Genomic DNA, 18,432 nt, shown 5'->3' on the forward strand with positions numbered 1-18,432 from the left:
CCGGACGATTGGGGCGGGCGGGGTCCTTTACTCATCTACCCGCTGCCTCGGTTTTATCAGGAGAGACATGCAATGAATCCGATTACTCAACCGCTTGAGTTTCAGGCAGCGGCCATCCGGATGGCCGGTTACGCAATGGCCAGTCAGATTGAGATCATGCAGATCATGACCCGCGCGGCGTTTGATCTGCCGACGACACCTCTGCACGGACTGAAGACAGCCGAGGCACCCGCACCGGTTGCCCGCGAAGTGGCGACACCAGCAACGCGAAAGCCAGCCAGACCGGCTGCAAAAGCCAAGGTTGCAGTAAAGCCTAAAGAGGCGCCGAAACCCAAAGCAGCACCAAAGCCGAAGGCGGCGGCTAAGCCTGTGGCGGCACCAGCGCCGAAAACGGCGGCTCCTAAGGTTGCGGCCGCTGCACCCAAGGCGGCCCCGGCCGCCAAAACGGCTGTGAAAGCAGCACCGGCGAAGGCCAACGTATCTGCGAAACCCACCTCGAAAGCGGCCAAGCCAGTATCAACGGCGGCCAAGCCGGTTGCGGAGTTCAAATCTTCAGCACAAGCCAAGGCGCAACCGGCAGCCGCAGCGCCGAAAGCATCAGCAAACACGGCAAAAGCGGCGCCCAAGGCACCTGCGGTAGCTAAGCCCGCCCCGGCCAAGCCCGCCCCGGCAAAAGCTGCGCCTCAGGCCAAAGCGGCTCCGAAACCTGCCGCTGCAAAACCTGCGACGAAGAAACCCGCAGCTGCGTCGGCTGAGCAGGCCAAACCGGCACCGCGTCGTGCACGCGCCCCGTCGAAGCCACCCGCGATGCCGGGCGTTGAGATAAAATCCGACAGTTAACACGGATCATCTGCTTGACACCGTCGGGCTGGCGCGCCAACGCTGCCCGTCATGATGGATCTTCGCCCGGTCGGATATGTGATTGGCCTGCTGGTCGCCATTCTAGGGGCGACCATGCTGCTGCCCATGCTTGTCGACATGATCGAGGGGCGGGGCGAGTGGCATGTTTTCTTTGAAAGCGCGGTCATAACACTGCTGACCGGCAGTGTTCTTGCGATGAGTTGTTCCAACGGAGTGGGCGAAGGTCTGACCATCCGTCAGACCTTTTTGCTGACCTCGGGTGTCTGGGTGGCGTTGCCGGTTTTTGGCGCAATTCCGTTTCTGTTCGGCGAAACTGAACTGCGTTTCGTCGATGCCTATTTCGAGGCGATGTCGGGGCTGACCACCACAGGTTCAACCGTGATCTCGGGGCTCGACGAATTGCCACAGGGCTTGTTGCTCTGGCGGGGCGTTTTGCAATGGTTGGGGGGCATCGGAATCATCGTCGTGGCGATGGTGTTCCTACCCGAGCTGCGCGTTGGTGGGATGCAGATCTTCCGCTCGGAAGGGTTTGAAACCATGGGGAAAATTCTGCCCCGCGCGCAAGAGATCGCCGGGCAGATTTCCTTGATCTACGTATTTCTGACGGTGGTCTGCGCATTGGTCTATGCCGGTTTCGGCATGAGCTTTTTTGACGCCGTCGTACATGCCATGACCACAATCGCGACGGGCGGGTTTTCAAACTATGACAGCTCTTTCGCCCGGTTTTCGGGACCTCTGGAATATGCCGCTGCCATCTTCATGATCCTCGCGGCGCTGCCATTTGTGCGGTATGTGCAATTGGCCAATGGTCACACAAGCTCGTTGTGGAAAGACAGCCAGATTCGGGCGTTTCTGGCAACCATCGTGGTTCTGGTTGTGATTATGTCGATCTTCCTGACTTCGGTCTTTCCGCACCATTGGGAGCAGGCGTTCCGCGAGTCGCTGTTCAACATCACATCGATCATTTCGGGCACAGGGTACGCGAGTGTCGACTATATGGGCTGGGGCAGTTTTCCGGTCATGTTGTTCTTCCTGATCGGATTGATTGGCGGTTGCGCGGGGTCCACCGCGTGTTCGATCAAGGTGTTCCGCTATCAATTGCTGTTTGCGTCGATTAAAACCCAGCTCAGCCGAATTCGTTCGCCGCATGGTGTGTTCGTGCCGCGCTATGATGGACGACCGATCAGTCGCGACGTGCTGACCTCGGTCATGAGTTTCTTCATGTTCTTTGCACTATCGATGGGGGTTCTGTCGTGGGCGCTGGCCCTGACTGGGTTGGACTTTATCACCTCGGTATCGGGGGCCGCGACGGCACTGGCTAATGTGGGGCCGGGACTGGGGGAACAGATCGGGCCAGCAGGCAACTTTGCGGGGCTGAATGACGGTGCCAAGTGGCTGCTGACGATCGGGATGCTGGTCGGACGCCTTGAACTGCTGGCTGTCTACGCAATCTTTACCGTTCAATTCTGGAGAGGCTAATGAAACGACCCCTTGGGGCGCAGATCTCGCACATGCTTAAGGATCGTGGCGTTGACGTGATCTTTGGCATACCGGGCGTGCATAATCAGGAGATGTATCGCGGTATCGAAGAGGCCGGGATCACGCATGTTCTGGCCCGGCACGAGCAGGGGGCCGGTTTCATGGCCGATGGATATGCCCGCGCGTCTGGCAAGCCGGGGGTGGCCTATGTGATCACCGGACCGGGCCTGTGCAACATCATGACGCCGATGGGGCAGGCTTATTCGGATTCGGTGCCGATGCTGGTGTTGTCTTCTTGCCTCGAAGAGACACAAGCACTGCGTGGCCAATTGCATCAGATGAAGGATCAGCGCGCTGCGGCCGAGACAGTTACAGACTGGTCCTGTCAGGCGAACAATGCCCAGGCTGCCTATGGTCTGATCGAGCGCGCCTTCGAAGAGTTTGAGCTGTCGCGCCCGCGACCGAAACACATTCAGGTACCCATCGCGCAATTGGAGGCCGAGGCAGCGCCTGCACCTTTTCCAAACCAAACTGCCTTGCGCAACCAGACTGTTCCACCGGATGTGGCACCGGTTCTGTCGCTGCTGAATATCGCGCAGCGGCCTTTGTTCATATTAGGCGGCGGGTGCCGGTCTAACCTTTGGCGACAGATCCTGACCCAGTTGGGGGCGGCGTGCTTCACGACGTATGCCGGTCGCGGGCTGGCCGGGTCCGATTATCCGCTGGATTTCGGATCGATGCTGCCACGACCGGGCAGCGCCAAAGTAATTGCCTCGGCTGATCTTGTCGTTGTTGTCGGTGCTGAACTGGGCGAGGTTGATCTGTGGCGCCATGATCTGGGCCACAACGCAACTATGGTGCGTGTTGATCTGGACCCGCAAGTGCTGTCAGACCACCATCGTGCGGCTGTCAAACTGCAGGCAGATGGTGAGAGTTTTGCGCATGCGCTGTGGGCAGTGTCCGATCAGGTAAAACCAGCCGCTGGTTGGTCTGCGGACGAGGTGCGCGAGGCGCGCGCGCGCTGGCGGGCCGAGGTAGATGCCGAGCGCCCGGGCATTGTCCCCGTGGTCGATGCACTCAGGGCGGCCATGCCCTTGGATACGATGATTTATTCGGACATGACCCAATTCGCGTATGTCGCGAAAGAAGTCTGGGACATGGGCTTTCCTTATCATTGGCACCACCCGACTGGATTTGGCACGCTGGGGTACGCCCTGCCAGCCGGGATCGGTGGTGCAGTAGCACGGCGGGGCAAACCCACAGCGGTCATCGCGGGTGACTATGGTTTTCACTACACAATGCAAGAGCTTGGGGTTGCTGTCGAACTCGGCCTGCCGCTACCCATCATTCTGTGGGACAATGGTAAACTCAAAGAGATTGAAGAGAGCATGGTGCGCGGACAGATCGCGCCTAATGCGGTGATCGCGCGAAACCCGGATTTCTGCAAACTGGCCGAGGCGTTCGGGGCGCTGTCAGCTGCACCGAAGACGCTGGATGAGATGCAGGCCGCAGTGCGCGCCGCCTTTCAGGCCGAGGTTCCCACATTAATACGGGTCACACCGGATATCCTGTAAACCTATGAAAAAAGGCGTGCACCTTCGTACAGCGCCTTTTCCCTGAACCTGATTGTTCAGTCCCAGCAGTGCACCAGAACGGTCATTCCGTTGGCTCTGCGGCTCAGTTCGTTGGGTGAAATCTGGGCTGAGCCTTGCGCGGGCTGACCTGAGATGCCCGCCTTGGTCAGAACCTCGGTCAGACGTGCCACATTCGCCGCAAGGCTGACCGAGTCGGGCAGGGTACGCCCTTCGGAAGGCGCAGGTAGCAACATGCCAACAACGCTGCCGCTATCGTCAAAAACAGGTCCTCCCGCGTCGCCGGGCTGGGCGGACAGTGCAAGGCGTTTGACGCCATCTTCTCCATTCAGGCCGCGGATATCAGCGATTTCGCCAAAGGTCAGAGTAGGGGCACCCAACGCGCCTTCGTAAGAAAAGCCCGAAACAGCGACCTGAGACTGAATACGCGGAACGCCCGCGCGGAACTCGGCAACACTGATCGGGGAAAGGGTCTGGCTAGGACGCAGCACAGCGACACCAAGGTCGGCATCCTGCCAAGCCAGCTGAACCTCTTGGTCACCGTCCAGCGTGATGCGGGTGCAGCTTTCAGCGGCCTCGGTGACCGTCAGAACCGTACCATCAGCGTCGGCGAAGAAGCCCGATCGCGATAGCCGCGGTTTGCGGATTTGCAGTCCAGACATCAAATCGATGCGCTGGTCAGCATCCGCTCCGGCACCGGCATCCAGTACGGCATCGGTCGTGGCAAAGCTTGCACGCATCGCGGCCAAAACTCGAGCGCGGCGAGCCTCATCCCCGGCTGGCCAGACCAGCGTGAAACCTTTGATCTTGCCGTCTTTCAGAGCTGCTTGCGTGAACGAGGTCATGCCATTTCCGCGCCCTTCAATCGTGAAGCTGTTGCCACGCAGGCTGCGCTCACCGTCCAGAGGAACGATTTCAAGCGACTGCATCACTTGATAGAGCGCCCGCAGGGTTGCGGCAGAGCCTTCCTGCGAGATCAGCAGCGCCTTGGCGTCCAGATCAGAAGTGGGGTTGAAATGGGCAAAGGGTGCCTCGTAACGTTCGAAGCCCAAGACGCCCATTGGCATATCCAGTTCGATCCCGGCTTGCGGGTCGGAATAGCGTGCCATCCCGACGCTGATCAGTGGAGCGTTGTAGTCATCCATCAGGGTTTTGCGCTGCAGCGTGGTCAGAACGCCAGTCGCGTCGAACCCGTTGGAACGTTGCCAATCGCCCATCGAGCGGCGGGTGCCCTGACCAAAGGCTCCGTCAATTGTTGAATTGTAGAACCCGGCTGCCTGCAACGCGGTTTGCAGGTCTCTGCGCTCTTGCGCGGTCAAAAGGCGTTCGCCTTGCAGAGCCTGCGAACGGGTTTCATCTGCGTCCTGCAGGGTAAGACCGGCCAAGGGCTGCTCTGGCTGCGGCTCGGGCTGGATCGGGGCGGTGACGACGCCGCGGTTCAGGATGTTGGCACCGATGGGCCAGAACTGTTGCCCCAGCGCGCTGGAGAATGCGATGAAACTGTCCGATGGGATCTGACGCTCGGCCCGGTAAACGCGCAGCACCTGTTCGGCGTCGTCGCGTAAATAGGGCCCGATAACAATGGCATACCAGCCGGAATTCAGCCGAAACCCGTTCACATCGGGCAGTGCGTTCGCATAGACCTGCGCCCGTTCTTGCGCCTCGCGCAGCGACGGCTGTGCCTCGATCTGAACAAAGACGCCCGCATCTTGCTGGGCAAAAGCGGCGCGCAGGCCGAAGAGGATAAAGAATGTAATAACCGTAAATACGCGTGTCATTGTCTGCCCGTGTTCTGCAGTGTTTTCACTTTGGCGCAGATTACGCGGAATCGCGGTCCGATTGCCATGCCCGGAATACGGGGAATTCTGTGTGTGGCCGCTCAGCGACAGAGTGGCCGTTTGGCCCGTTGACGCCCTTGGATGCCTTGCATAGGAAGGGCCGAACCCACCGGAACCGGGCGCTTGGGCGTCCAAGGGAATTGTCATGACCGAACCCAAAAGCGCACCACGTTCATTTCAAGAGATTATCCTAAGGCTTCAGACCTATTGGGCGTCGAAAGGTTGTGCGATCCTACAGCCCTATGACATGGAGGTCGGCGCGGGTACGTTCCATCCGGCAACCACCCTGCGCGCGTTGGGGTCCAAGGCCTGGGCCGCGGCCTACGTTCAGCCCTCGCGTCGCCCGACAGACGGACGTTATGGCGAAAACCCGAACCGGTTGCAGCATTACTATCAATACCAGGTGCTGATCAAACCCAGTCCGCCTGATTTGCAGGAACTGTATCTGGGCAGCCTTGAGGCCATCGGCATCGATATGGACCTGCACGACATCCGTTTTGTCGAGGATGACTGGGAAAGCCCCACTCTGGGTGCGTGGGGTCTGGGATGGGAGGTCTGGTGTGACGGCATGGAAGTCAGCCAGTTCACCTATTTCCAACAGGTCGGCGGCCATGACTGTGCGCCGGTTTCGGGTGAGCTGACCTATGGTTTGGAACGTCTGGCCATGTATGTGCTGGGCATCGACCATGTGATGGACATGCCCTTCAACGATCCTCAGTCGCCCAGCCCGCTGACCTATGGCGACATCTTCAAGCAGACCGAAGAGGAATACGCCCGCTGGAACTTCGATATTGCCAATACCGAGGTCCTGCTGCGTCATTTCGAAGAGGCTGAAACCGAATGCGCGACCATTCTGGCGCAGGAACATGACGACCCGAAGACGGGCAAGCGCATCATCATGGCGCATCCCGCATATGATCAGTGCATCAAGGCCAGCCACATCTTCAACTTGCTGGACGCCCGCGGGGTGATTTCGGTTACCGAAAGACAGGCCTATATCGGCCGCGTTCGCGCATTGGCCAAGCAATGCGCCGATGCGTTCGTGCAGACCGAGGCTGCCGGGTTCGAAGCTTGATGCAGCGCCTAGGCCAGTCCGGGCAACAACGCCTTCAGGCCGTCTGCGATCATGCTGATTGCGATAGCCGCAAGGATCATGCCCATGAAGCGGCTCATTATCACGCGAGCATTGTCCGACAGCCGCTTAGCCAACGCCGATGCGTTCCAGAACGTGATCAAAAGCAAGGCCACCACGAACAGAAATACACCTGCATAGACAACGGCTTCGACCGGGGTTTTGATGTGGTGCGCATAAAGGATCAGTGTTGTGATTGTTCCGGGGCCGACCAGAATGGGAAAAGCCAAGGGATAGAACGCAACGGTCTCGGGCGCGGGATAGGATTTCTTTTCTCCGTCGGTTCCGTGATGCGAGCTGCTCTCGTTCCCGTTCAGCATGTTCAGGCCGATCATCAGTACAACGAGGCCACCGGCGACGCGCAGGTCATCGACGCTGATGCCAAAGAGCCCAAGCGCTTGACTGCCGATCGCAGCGAAGGCGCCACCGAGGATCGTGCAATAAAGCGCAGTCTTCACAGCCACTTTGCGTTGATCCGAAATGGGCAGGTCTTGCGTAACACTCAGGAACACAGGCAAGTTGGTAATCGGATTCATGATTGCAAAAAGCGCGCCAAAGAATCCGACGGCAAGAGTGGTTTCCATGCGAGTAGCCTCGTTTCTGACCGTACTGCTTGGGAACCTGTCTTATTTTCTATGAACTTGAAAGAGGTGGCGTAAACGATGACTGGAAAATTGGTTGCGCTAATCCTTCTGATTTCTGGCGTTCTGGCCGGTGCTGGCATGTATTACCTGCAGGTTTATGGGTTCTATTATGAGGTAGAACCGCGCCCGGGCCAGGATGTGGTCCTGCTGGCGCAAGGGGCGGAAGCGCCCGAAGCCATCGCCTATACTGGGTTTAAGGCCATTGACGCCGACAGCTCTCCGATCCGGTATCGGGCCTGTTTCGAAACCGAGTTGAGGCCGGATCAAATGGTGGATTTTATCCCTGTCGAGAACCCCGAGCCATTGACCGCGCCAGGGTGGTTTGATTGCTACGACGCAGTTGCGCTGGCCGACGTATTGAAATCGGGTCAAGCACAGGCTTTCTTGGGCACCAAGAACATCCATTATGGTGTCGACCGGATCGTTACCATTACACAGGATGGCAAAGGCTACGTCTGGCATGCGCTGAACAATTGCGGTGAAAAAGCCTATGACGGCACGGTTGTGGGCGAGGAGTGCCCACCCAGGCCCGAGGGCTGATGCAGATGGTCGTTGAGATACCGGAGTTCCTGACAGCAACGCTGGGCTTTGCGGTCTATCTGCTGGGGGCAGAGATCAACGCCCGTGTCGCACAATTGCGCAGCTTCAACATCCCCGAGCCGGTAACCGGGGGCCTTCTGGCCTCGCTCGTGGTATTGGCGCTGTATCTTGGTTTCGGCATTGAGCTATCCTTTGGCTTGACCGCACGAGACTTTCTATTGGTTCTGTTCTTTGCCGGGATTGGTCTAAATGCCCGTCTGTCCGATTTGATCGCGGGCGGCAAGCCTTTGCTTTTGCTTCTGATTTTGACGCTTCTGACCATCGTTGCGCAAAACGTGATCGGCGCAGTGGGGGCCGCGATGTTCGGTTATCCGGCGCAAGCCGGGGTGCTGTTCGGGTCTGCTGCGCTGATCGGGGGGCACGGAACTGCGATCGCCTGGGCCCCCGAAGTTGCGGGCGCCACCGGTTTGAGTGGCGCAACCGAGTTGGGGGTGGCCGTGGCCACATTGGGTCTCGTGCTGGCCGCTTTGGTCGGGGGGCCGATTGCGCGGCTGCTGATCGAAGGACGCAAGCTCAGCCCCGAACGACCCGGGGAAGAGCATACGGTGGGTTTGCCCAATGAGGTCGACCAGAAATCCGAGATTGATCATCTGACAATCATGCGGGTGCTGCTGTACCTCAACCTCGCGATCATTTCAGGCGCGATCCTGAGCGAAGCAATCAGCGCCGCAGGGCTGAAACTGCCGTTGTTTGTGCCCTGCCTTATCATGGGGATCGTGATTGCCAATCTCCGCGCCATGTTCGCGCCGAATGCCAAGCCGGTCTCACGCACGCCCTCGCTGGCGCTGATCTCGGAATTCGCGCTTGGTGCATTTCTGGCGATGTCGCTGATGAGCCTGCAACTGTGGACCATTGCCGAACTGGGCCTTGCGATAGCAGTAATCATGACCGCCCAGACCCTCTTTGCCGTGGTGTTCGTGATCTGGGTTCTGTTTCCGTTGATGGGATCGAATTACCGCGCCGCCGTTCTGGCCGCCGGGTTCGGGGGGTTCGCTCTGGGTGCTACCCCCACAGCTATCGCAAATATGACCGCTGTAACCAAGCGATATGGCCCGTCGCCTATTGCCTTTATCGTACTGCCCCTTGTATCCGCATTCTTTGTGGACATCGCCAATGCCATCGTCATTCAGACGATTGTCAATTTCTAAGGACCGAAAATGCCCGACCTGCTGATCGAACTGTTTTCCGAGGAAATCCCCGCGCGCATGCAGACCCGCGCCGGTGAAGACCTGAAAAAGCGGATCACCGATGGTCTGGTCGAAGGCGGTCTGACCTATGCCTCTGCCGCTGCACTGACGACGCCGCGTCGCCTGACGCTGGCGGTTGAAGGCCTGCTGGCGGAAAGCCCGACAATCCGCGAAGAACGCAAAGGCCCAAAGGTCGGCGCGCCTGACAAAGCCATCGATGGCTTTCTACGCGGCGCGGGACTGACCCGAGACCATTTGGAAGAGCGCGACACGCCCAAAGGCGCAGTGTATTTCGCCACCATTGAAAAGGCGGGTCGTCCAGCAGCTGAAATCATCGCCGAGGTCTTAGAAGCTACCATTCGAAACTTCCCCTGGCCCAAATCCATGCGCTGGGGGGCTGGATCGATGCGGTGGGTACGGCCCTTGCACTCGATCCTGTGCATCCTGACCGATGAAGCAGGTGCGCAGGTCGTGCCGCTTGCGATCGAAGGGATCACGTCCGGTGATACGACTGAGGGCCATCGTTTTATGGCCCCGAACCGGTTTACGGTGACCTCGTTCGAGGATTATGCCGCCAAGCTGAAACGCGCCTTCGTGGTGCTGTCGCCCGAAGAACGTGCCGAACATATCTGGAACGATGCCCAGAACATGGCCTTCGCCGCAGGTCTGGAAGTCGTCGACGACAAGGGGCTGCTGGCCGAGGTTGCCGGTCTGGTTGAATGGCCCGTTGTGCTGATGGGGCAGATCGACGAGGAGTTTCTTGAGCTGCCGCCCGAGGTACTGCAGACCTCGATGAAAGAGCATCAGAAGTTCTTTTCTGTGAAGAACCCCAAGACGGGGCGGATCGAGCGCTTCATTACCGTCGCCAATCGCGAGACCGCCGATAACGGCGCGACCATTTTGGCGGGGAACCAGAAGGTTTTGTCTGCCCGTCTGGCCGATGCGAAATTCTTCTGGGAGAACGACCTGCGCGTTGCCAAGTCGGACATCGCCCAATGGACCCGTGCGTTGGAGAATGTGACTTTCCACAACAAGCTGGGCACTCAGGCGGAACGCATCGACCGCATTGCCGCGCTGGCCCGAGAACTGGCCCCTGTGGTCGGGGCGGATGCGGATCAGGCCGAGAAAGCCGCGCGTTTGGCCAAGGCTGATCTGAACTCCGAAATGGTCTATGAATTCCCTGAACTTCAAGGGCTTATGGGGCGGTATTACATCGAAGCGGCAGGCGAGGATGCCGCAGTGGCCGCCGTTGCGCAGGAACATTACTCGCCGTTGGGGCCGTCGGATGATGTTCCGACCGCACCGTTGTCTGTGACAGTGGCGCTAGCCGACAAGCTGGACACGCTGACCGGGTTCTGGGCGATCGATGAGAAACCCACGGGTTCGAAAGATCCGTTTGCTTTGCGTCGTGCGGCGTTAGGGGTAATTCGACTAATCGTGAATAATGATCTGCGTCTTCGGTTGGACCGTTTTTTCGATAGTCAACTGGTTCGATCAGAACGCGCTATCAATGAGGCTTTGCCCGAAGCGAATATCCGCGATCTCCTGGAAGAAATCGCAAAACATGGTGTCTTTGGTGCTTCATTCCAGACTGTCAAAGAAAAGCTTGAAGGATCGGCCGCAGCAGCATTTCTTGAGCTTGAGAAAAAGGTTCCTGACGCGTCTGACGATCTTCTTTCTTTCTTCCACGACCGCCTCAAAGTCTTCCTCCGAGACGAAGGCATCCGCCATGATGTCATCGACGCTTGTATCGCGATGGAGGGGAATGACGACCTCAACCTGCTGGTCAAACGCGCCCGCGCTCTGAATGCGGTGATTGCGACCGAGGATGGAGAGAACCTCGTGCAGGGGTTCAAGCGTGCGAACAACATCCTGTCTCAGGCGGAAGAGAAGGATGGAGTCGAATACTCTTACGGCGCGGATGTGAAGTTTGCTGAAACTGACAGCGAAAAGGCACTGTTTGCAGCGCTTGACGCGGCAGAGGCCAAGATCGATCCCGCGCTGAATGCCGAGGATTTCCCGACAGCGATGGCGGCAATGGCCGAACTGCGCGGGCCGGTGGATGCGTTCTTTGAGGACGTGCAGGTCAATACCGATAATGACATTCTGCGCCGCAACCGTCTGAACCTGCTGAGCCAGATCCGTAAGGTCTGCTCTAGCGTTGCTGATCTGACCCGTATCGAGGGATAACGCCCTTGCGCCAAGGGCGCAGGGGCTTATGCTGCGGTGAAACCAAAAGGTGCCGCAGTGCAGAATAATCCGCATACCACGCTTATCACTCCAAAAGCGCCCGTTGCCGCCAATACCCATGGTGGCCGGGCAAAGTGCCTGCAAAGACTGGTCCGGCTGGACATGCCGGTGCCGCGGACCGTGGCCCTTTCTTTTGACGCGGTGCAGCGAATTGCCAAGGGTGACATTCCCGATATCGCGGCCATTCTGGAACAGTTCGACGCCGAGTCTTTGCTATGTGTGCGGCCCAGTTCGGAAGATCCCGACTGGGGCGGACCGGGTGCGGTTCTGAATATCGGCATGAATGATGCCCGCTATCTGGATCGGTCTGCGGAAATGGGGGCGGATGCAGCGGCGGCGCTTTATCTGCGGTTTGTGCAGAGCTACGCGCTCCATATTGCCCGCCTAGACCCGGATGTGTTCGATACCATTGAGGCGGATGGGCGCGAAGGGCTGAGCTTGTCCTTGCGGGCGTATGAAGACGAGACCGACGAGGCCTTCCCGCAGGATCGTGGAGAGCAGCTGATCGGTGTTTTGCGCTCGATGGCACGTGCCTGGGACGGCACTTCGGCTCGCCTGCTGAGGCAGGCCAAGGGTGCACCTGCGGATGCCGGTTTGGGTCTGGTGATTCAAGAGATGATCCCGGGCGTCGGGCAGGGCGAATGCGGCTCGGGCGTTTTGCAACTGATTGACCCGGCGACGGGTATGCCCCAGATCACAGGTCGCTATCTAAGCCAGAGTCAGGGGCGCGATGCTCTGGGCGAAGGTGTCGCTGCGTTATATCTGGAAAAGGACGAGCGTGGCCAATCGCTGGAGGATGTGGCGCCCGAGGCTTTTGCCGATCTCAAGGCCCACGCTGCGTTAATGCGCGAGAAGCTGCGCGAAGAAATGCAGGTCGAATTCGTGGTGCAGAACGGCAAGGTGCATATTCTGGACGGCGTGCGGGTTCCGCGCGGGTCGCGGGCCGGGATGCGGATCGCGGTGCGCTTGGCCGAAGACGGGATCATTCCGCCGCAAGAGGCCGTGATGCGGATCGACCCGCATTCGCTGAATGAACTTCTGCACCGGCAGGTCCATCCTGAGGCCGAGCGTGATGTGCTGACCACAGCCATCGCGGCCAGCCCCGGTGCAGCGACCGGTCGAATTGTCTTTACGGCTGCCGAAGCGCAGGCCAGCGCCGCGCGGGGGGAGCCCTGTATTCTTGTGCGCCGTGAAACCTCGCCCGAAGATGTGCGCGGAATGCATGCCGCAGTAGCTGTTTTGACCGAAAAGGGCGGGATCACCAGCCATGCGGCGGTGATTGGCCGAGGTCTGGGTCTGCCGTGTATCGTCGGCGCGTCCGAAATGCGGTTTCAGACCAAGAAAAAGCTGCTAAGTGCACCGGATGGGCGTGTGTTCAAGACAGGCGATATTCTGACCATCGATGGGACTTCGGGTCAGGTATTGGCCGGACAACCCGAGATGCTTGAAGCGGCGCTGGATGATTGCTTTCAGACACTGATGAGCTGGGCCGATGCCGAGCGGGACATCGCCATCCGCGCCAACGCCGATACACCCGCTGACGCGCAAACTGCACGAAACTTCAAAGCTGAAGGGATCGGGTTGTGCCGAACGGAACACATGTTCTTCGATCCCGGTCGTTTGACCGTAATGCGCGAAATGATCTTTGCGCAGACCCCATCTGGACGCGCTGCTGTGTTGGAACGGTTGCTGCCGATGCAACGGCAGGATTTTGTGCAGTTGTTCCGGATTATGGAGGGGCAGCCGGTCTGCATCCGCCTGTTCGATCCGCCCTTGCACGAGTTTCTGCCCACTACGCGCACTGGTCAGCGCGAGCTGGCTGAGGCGCTGGATTTGCCAATCTCGGATGTCGAACGTCGGGTCGAGGCGATGAGCGAGTACAACCCGATGCTGGGATTGCGCGGGGTTCGTCTGGGTGTCACCGTGCCGGAAATCTACGACATGCAGGCACGCGCGATCTTCGAGGCGACGGTTGAGGCCAGCAAAGAAGGTGCCCCTGTCGTGCCCGAGGTCATGATCCCGCTGGTCTCGGCCAAGCGCGAGGTTGAACTGGTCAAAACACGCATTGATACTGTAGCGGCCGAGGTTGCCTCGGAGCAGGGGCAGGAGTTCGACTATCGATTGGGAGTGATGGTGGAAACGCCTCGGGCCTGTCTGCGCGCGAATGAGATTGCGCCGCATTCCGCTTTCCTAAGCTTTGGAACAAACGACCTGACCCAGATGACCTACGGATTGTCGCGCGATGACGCGGGGCGGTTCATGTCGGCATATGTCCGCCAAGGCGTGTTTGGCGAAGATCCATTTCACGTTCTGGATGCAGATGGGGTAGGTGAATTGCTGAAGCTGGGGGCCGAGCGCGGGCGCCAAGCCCAACCAGACGTTACGCTTTCTGTCTGTGGCGAACATGGTGGTAACCCCGAATCAATCGCTATCTGCCGGTCACTTGGATTCGACTATGTGTCCTGTTCCCCTTTCCGGGTTCCTGTCGCTCGGCTGTCTGCCGCTCAACTGGCGATTTCGTCCAAACTTGGGGGTTGACTAACTGTCTCCTACCTAGAAATAGTGGCGTAAGAAACGTTCCGCTGTCGATAATAATTGGCGGCGTGAGCGGTTTTTCTCTTGCATTTTTTTCAGAACTGGACGTCTCGCTTCGTCTGGGGTATTAGCCTCGTCGCGCCCGCCGGGGGAGGGTATGGCGCGTTTGTGCCTGTGCGAGGTTATCTGATGAGACGCTACATAGTGGCTGTTGCCGTGGGGGCCGCAGCCTTGCTACCGAGTTTGTCCTTTGCCGATAGGCAAGGCGATACAAAATCTGTTGAGTTGGTCACACGTAACGAGTTGCCAGCACAAAGCTTCCGCGATTACCTGAAACTGTTTAAGCCGCGTAAGGCGCCGGAAAAAGTCGAAATCTCCTACACCAAAGCCTGGCTGGACCAGCAGCCAAAGGCGACCGGAGATGAAAATTTCCGTTGTCTTGCCGAAGCGCTGTATTTCGAGGCCCGCGGTGAAAGCGTGCGTGGCCAATTTGCTGTGGCCGAAGTTATCCTGAACCGTGTTGAAAGCGGTCGCTTTCCGGATTCACTGTGCGGTGTGATAAAGCAAGGAACGGGCAAGAAATATCAGTGCCAGTTCACCTACACCTGTGACGGGCAGAAAGAGATTATCAACGAAAAACGCGCTTATGATCGCGTTTCGAAAGTCGCCCGTGCCGCAATCGATGGTGTAGCTGAAGAGATGACCGCAGGTGCCACGCACTACCACACCAAGGCAGTGCGCCCGTCCTGGTCCCGCGTCTATAAAGAAACGGCGCGTATTGGCGTGCATATCTTCTACAAGCACAATTATCGCACGGCCAGCAACTGATTGACGCACCAGCGCTGGAAGGGTGCTGGCAACAGGCGTTTTACCAACTATGTTGCGAGCCAGGAGGCTCGCAATGACCATATCACGCCGACAGTTTCTGCAATCGACCCTGGCCTTGTCGATGATACCACGCGTGGCGATGGCATCTGCCACCGAACTGGTGGCACAGACTTCCCTCCAGCAGATCGCGCCCCAGGGATACCCGGAAACTCCGGTCTGGAGTTATGGCGGCGGTGTTCCGGGCGCGGAAATCCGTGTTCCGCAGGGGGCTCGGGTACGCCGCAAGCTTGTAAACATGCTGCCGCAACCAACGACCGTTCACTGGCATGGCATCCGGATCGACAATGCGATGGATGGAGTGCCCGGCCTGACGCAGGAAGTTGTGCAGCCAGATTCCAACTTTGAATATGATTTCGTGGTGCCGGATGCGGGAACCTATTGGTATCATGCGCACAACCAATCGATGGAGCAGGTCGCGCGTGGGCTTTATGGCCCTTTGATCGTCGAAGAAGCCAGCGGACCCGATGTTGATCAGGACCTGACCTTAATGCTGGACGATTGGCGCCTTGACACCGAGAGCGCAAAGATATCCAGCGATTTCGACAATGCTCATGATTTGAGCCATGCGGGTCGGCTGGGCAACATTGTAACGGTGAACGGAGAGTTTGACCCTTCTTATCCGGTGCAGGCGTCTGAACGATTGCGATTGCGGGTGATCAATGCCGCGAATGCCCGGGTATTCGACGTAGCGCTCGACGGGCTTGCTGGCTGGATTGTTGCGCTTGACGGTATGCCGCTTGAGGTTCCATTGCGAGTTGAGAGCAGTTTTCCTTTGGCGCCTGCGCAGCGGGTTGACTTGATCGTTGATGTCTCAGCGGAATCCGGCCAGACGGCAAGTATTGTGAGTGTAGAACGGGATGGCGCTTACGGACTCGTCAAATTTGATGTGTTCGGAGTAGCATCGCGTATTGCTGATGCAAAAGTTAGACCGTTGCCAGCAAACCGAATGCCCGAAATTGAACTGCAGAATACACCTCTGCATCGTATGACGATGCAGGGGGGTGCAATGCGCTGGCTGGAGAGCGCCAAATTGGGCGATTCCGAGCTGTCGGGGCGCGAGTTGGCTCAGCTTGGACGATTCTGGGCTTTGAACGGATATGCAGAGCGGCCAGATGATCCGTTTCTGGATGCGCGATTGGGATCAGTTCATCGGATTGAATTCGCAAATGACACGGCGTTTCCACATGCGATGCATCTGCATGGACACCATTTTCGCATTATCCTGCAGGAAGGTACACTAGGGCCGTGGCGCGACACTGTTCTAGTCGAGCGAGGGCAGGTGCGGCAGGTAGCGTTGGTAGCTGACAATCCGGGCAACTGGCTGTTGCATTGTCACATGCTAGGCCATGCGGCATCGGGTATGATGAGCTGGTTCCGGGTCACGTAACGCCGCATTCCGTAGCTGGAAAGGCGTTTGCTGCGATGCTATACGCCCGCGAAACGCCTAAAGTGGGCTGATCATCAGTCCACCGAGCCCGAAAAGGTCCGCCGCATGAGCTCTGAAATCCGTCTTGCCTTTGCGCACCCGTCCGAACGGTCCGAGGCTACCGCCGCGCGCGGTGCGCTGGACCGCATTTCGCTGCGCGATCACATCGTTGAGGTCGAGATCGGTGCGTTTCAGGCCGAACGCGGTACCACGCAACGGATCTGCTTTAACATCGTGGTCGAGGTGCGTCCGCTGACAGACCCCATCGATGATGACGTGGATCGTATTCTGTCTTACGACCGTGTAACCGAAGCGATTGCGTTCGAGCTGGCTGCTGAGCGACTAAATTTGCTCGAGACACTGGCAGATCGCGTGGCGGAGCGCATTCTGCTTGAACCTCAGGCTGTAAGAGCCTTTGTTCGCATTGAAAAACTGGATCGTGGGCCCGGCGCGCTTGGCGTCGAGATCGTGCGCGGCAAGGATGCGGTACATCATGATGTGACCGAAGAAGAGCGGCCACATCCACGGTTGGTCTTTCTGTCGAATGCAGCGATTTCATCAGGTAATCTCACCGGCTGGATCGACCAACTTGAGAATCGCCAGCGCCCGCTGATCCTGTGTGTTGGGGCGTCTGATCTGGATGTGCCGCAGACGGGTCACGCAATGACCCAACGCCGGATAGATTTGTTGGCAATTGAACAGAACGCCTGGGTTCTGGCTGCGCGCGATCACCGTTGCGTGGTCGTTTCAACGCGGACCGAGTTGGATTGGGCGATGAAAAACGGCCAGATTTGTGTTTGGGCACCCTCCAAAATTGTTCTGGATGCGGTCGATGGCCCCTCAGCCGCGCCGTCTGACGCGGTGGCGCTGGCTGCTTGGTTCGCAGCAACCTTTGAAGCCAGCGAGATGCTGGTTATTGGCGGAGACCTGCCCGAAGCCCCCAAAACGCCATTGCGCGCAGTTCCGGTGGAGCAGGCGCAACTGTGACCGTCTATTACCGCCCATTGGTCCAGCATGGGAGCACGCGCGTCGACGGGGCGGTGCCACTGGCAGGGCAGGTGCTGTGGTTCTCACAGGCCGAGCGGATTGAGCGCGGGCAAAGCACCCAGATCGTCGATGCCGTTGAAATCCCAAAGGAACAGCTGGATCGTCTGACCTGCGCGCGTCCAGCGATTGCCGGGCTTGATATGGCACGAACGCAGATCATGGGCATTCTGAATGCCACGCCGGATAGCTTCTCGGATGGGGGGCTGTATAACTCGGTCGAGGCCGCTCGGACCGCTGCCGCCGACATGGTAGCGTATGGTGCAAGTATTCTGGACATTGGCGGCGAATCCACGCGCCCGGGCGCTGATTTTGTGCCTGAGGACGAAGAGATTGCCCGCACACGCCCTTTGATTGAGGCAATTCGGGGCGAGACGGATGTGTTGATCTCGATCGATACTCGCAAGGCCGGTGTTGCCAAGGCGGCTCATCTGGCAGGTGCGGGACTGATCAACGATGTGTCGGGATTTACCTTCGATCCCAAACTTGCACCATTTTGCGCGCAGATTGAGGCTCCGGTTTGTGTGATGCATATGAAGGGTGATCCGACCACGATGCAGGATGACCCGCACTATGACAATGTTCTGCTGGATGTTTACGATTTCCTTGAGGGGCAAATCGCCCATCTTGAAGGACTGGGGCTCAGCCGCGATTTGATTGTCATCGATCCGGGCATCGGGTTTGGCAAGAATCTGGACCACAACCTGACCCTTCTGCGCAATCTCAGCCTGTTTCACGGGCTGGGCTGTCCAATCCTTCTGGGCGTTTCGCGCAAGGGATTTATTGGTCAGATCGGCAAAGAGCCGCGCAAGGATGCCCGCGCGCCGGGGTCAATCGCGGTTGCTCTGGCGGGAATATCACAGGGCGTGCAGATTGTACGGGTACATGACGTGGCCGAGACGGCTCAGGCCTTGCGTCTATGGGCCGCCGTCCGGTAATCCGGGCAAAAGGAATTT

At 58.5% G+C, this 18,432-nt stretch carries 14 protein-coding genes; 12 read left to right on the forward strand and 2 right to left on the reverse strand.

Going from position 1 to position 18,432, the window contains the following annotated elements; all coding sequences use genetic code 11:
• Positions 1–72 precede the first annotated feature (72 nt).
• From ACR0KC_RS00450 to ACR0KC_RS00460, 3 genes are read left to right on the forward strand one after another with little or no spacing between them, the layout of a single operon-like run.
• Positions 73–840, forward strand: a complete 768-nt coding sequence (locus tag ACR0KC_RS00450) for a hypothetical protein (protein ID WP_480704486.1) — start codon at positions 73–75, stop codon at positions 838–840.
• A 51-nt stretch (positions 841–891) separates the two neighbouring features.
• The gene (locus ACR0KC_RS00455; protein WP_170393516.1) at positions 892–2,340 is read left to right on the forward strand and encodes a TrkH family potassium uptake protein; all 1,449 of its coding nucleotides are present in this window, start codon (positions 892–894) and stop codon (positions 2,338–2,340) included.
• Positions 2,340–3,914: a thiamine pyrophosphate-binding protein gene (locus tag ACR0KC_RS00460; RefSeq protein WP_480771349.1), complete on the forward strand. Its 1,575-nt coding sequence runs from the start codon at positions 2,340–2,342 to the stop codon at positions 3,912–3,914. The genes ACR0KC_RS00455 and ACR0KC_RS00460 overlap by 1 nt, the downstream gene beginning before the upstream one ends.
• Before the next feature lie 56 nt (positions 3,915–3,970).
• On the opposite strand, the gene ACR0KC_RS00465 is transcribed toward ACR0KC_RS00460, so the two are convergent.
• Complete coding sequence (locus ACR0KC_RS00465) at positions 3,971–5,710, reverse strand: serine protease (RefSeq protein WP_480771350.1); 1,740 nt, start codon at positions 5,708–5,710, stop codon at positions 3,971–3,973.
• A 205-nt stretch (positions 5,711–5,915) separates the two neighbouring features.
• Between ACR0KC_RS00465 and ACR0KC_RS00470 the strand changes: the two genes are divergently transcribed.
• Positions 5,916–6,845 (forward strand): glycine--tRNA ligase subunit alpha, encoded by a 930-nt coding sequence (locus tag ACR0KC_RS00470; protein WP_170817619.1) that lies wholly within the window; start codon positions 5,916–5,918, stop codon positions 6,843–6,845.
• Between the two features lie 8 nt (positions 6,846–6,853).
• On the opposite strand, the gene ACR0KC_RS00475 is transcribed toward ACR0KC_RS00470, so the two are convergent.
• Entirely contained in the window at positions 6,854–7,486 is a 633-nt protein-coding gene (locus ACR0KC_RS00475; RefSeq protein WP_170404988.1) for a MarC family protein, read from the reverse strand.
• Between the two features lie 78 nt (positions 7,487–7,564).
• Here ACR0KC_RS00475 and ACR0KC_RS00480 point away from each other — a divergent pair, with 78 nt between their 5' ends.
• The 8 genes from ACR0KC_RS00480 to folP all read left to right on the forward strand — a co-directional run bounded on the left by ACR0KC_RS00480 (position 7,565) and on the right by folP (position 18,414).
• The gene (locus tag ACR0KC_RS00480; RefSeq protein ID WP_170563334.1) at positions 7,565–8,086 is read left to right on the forward strand and encodes a DUF6446 family protein; all 522 of its coding nucleotides are present in this window, start codon (positions 7,565–7,567) and stop codon (positions 8,084–8,086) included.
• Positions 8,086–9,294 carry a sodium/glutamate symporter gene (gltS, locus tag ACR0KC_RS00485; RefSeq protein WP_480705720.1) on the forward strand — a complete coding sequence of 403 codons (1,209 nt, stop codon included), beginning with the start codon at positions 8,086–8,088 and terminating at the stop codon, positions 9,292–9,294. Before ACR0KC_RS00480 ends, gltS begins: the two co-directional genes overlap by 1 nt.
• 9 nt (positions 9,295–9,303) lie before the next feature.
• Positions 9,304–11,523 (forward strand): glycine--tRNA ligase subunit beta, encoded by a 2,220-nt coding sequence (gene glyS / locus ACR0KC_RS00490; protein WP_480771351.1) that lies wholly within the window; start codon positions 9,304–9,306, stop codon positions 11,521–11,523.
• A 36-nt stretch (positions 11,524–11,559) separates the two neighbouring features.
• Complete coding sequence (locus tag ACR0KC_RS00495; RefSeq protein WP_480569179.1) at positions 11,560–14,121, forward strand: putative PEP-binding protein; 2,562 nt, start codon at positions 11,560–11,562, stop codon at positions 14,119–14,121.
• A 186-nt stretch (positions 14,122–14,307) separates the two neighbouring features.
• Positions 14,308–14,946 (forward strand): cell wall hydrolase, encoded by a 639-nt coding sequence (locus ACR0KC_RS00500; protein WP_170393504.1) that lies wholly within the window; start codon positions 14,308–14,310, stop codon positions 14,944–14,946.
• A 73-nt stretch (positions 14,947–15,019) separates the two neighbouring features.
• Positions 15,020–16,393: a multicopper oxidase family protein gene (locus tag ACR0KC_RS00505; RefSeq protein ID WP_480704498.1), complete on the forward strand. Its 1,374-nt coding sequence runs from the start codon at positions 15,020–15,022 to the stop codon at positions 16,391–16,393.
• A gap of 105 nt (positions 16,394–16,498) precedes the next feature.
• Positions 16,499–17,419 carry a dihydroneopterin aldolase gene (locus tag ACR0KC_RS00510; protein WP_170393501.1) on the forward strand — a complete coding sequence of 307 codons (921 nt, stop codon included), beginning with the start codon at positions 16,499–16,501 and terminating at the stop codon, positions 17,417–17,419.
• Entirely contained in the window at positions 17,416–18,414 is a 999-nt protein-coding gene (folP, locus tag ACR0KC_RS00515; RefSeq protein ID WP_480771352.1) for a dihydropteroate synthase, read from the forward strand. The genes ACR0KC_RS00510 and folP overlap by 4 nt, the downstream gene beginning before the upstream one ends.
• Positions 18,415–18,432: the final 18 nt, after the last annotated feature.

Source organism: Ruegeria sp. CF3 (genome assembly GCF_056537365.1).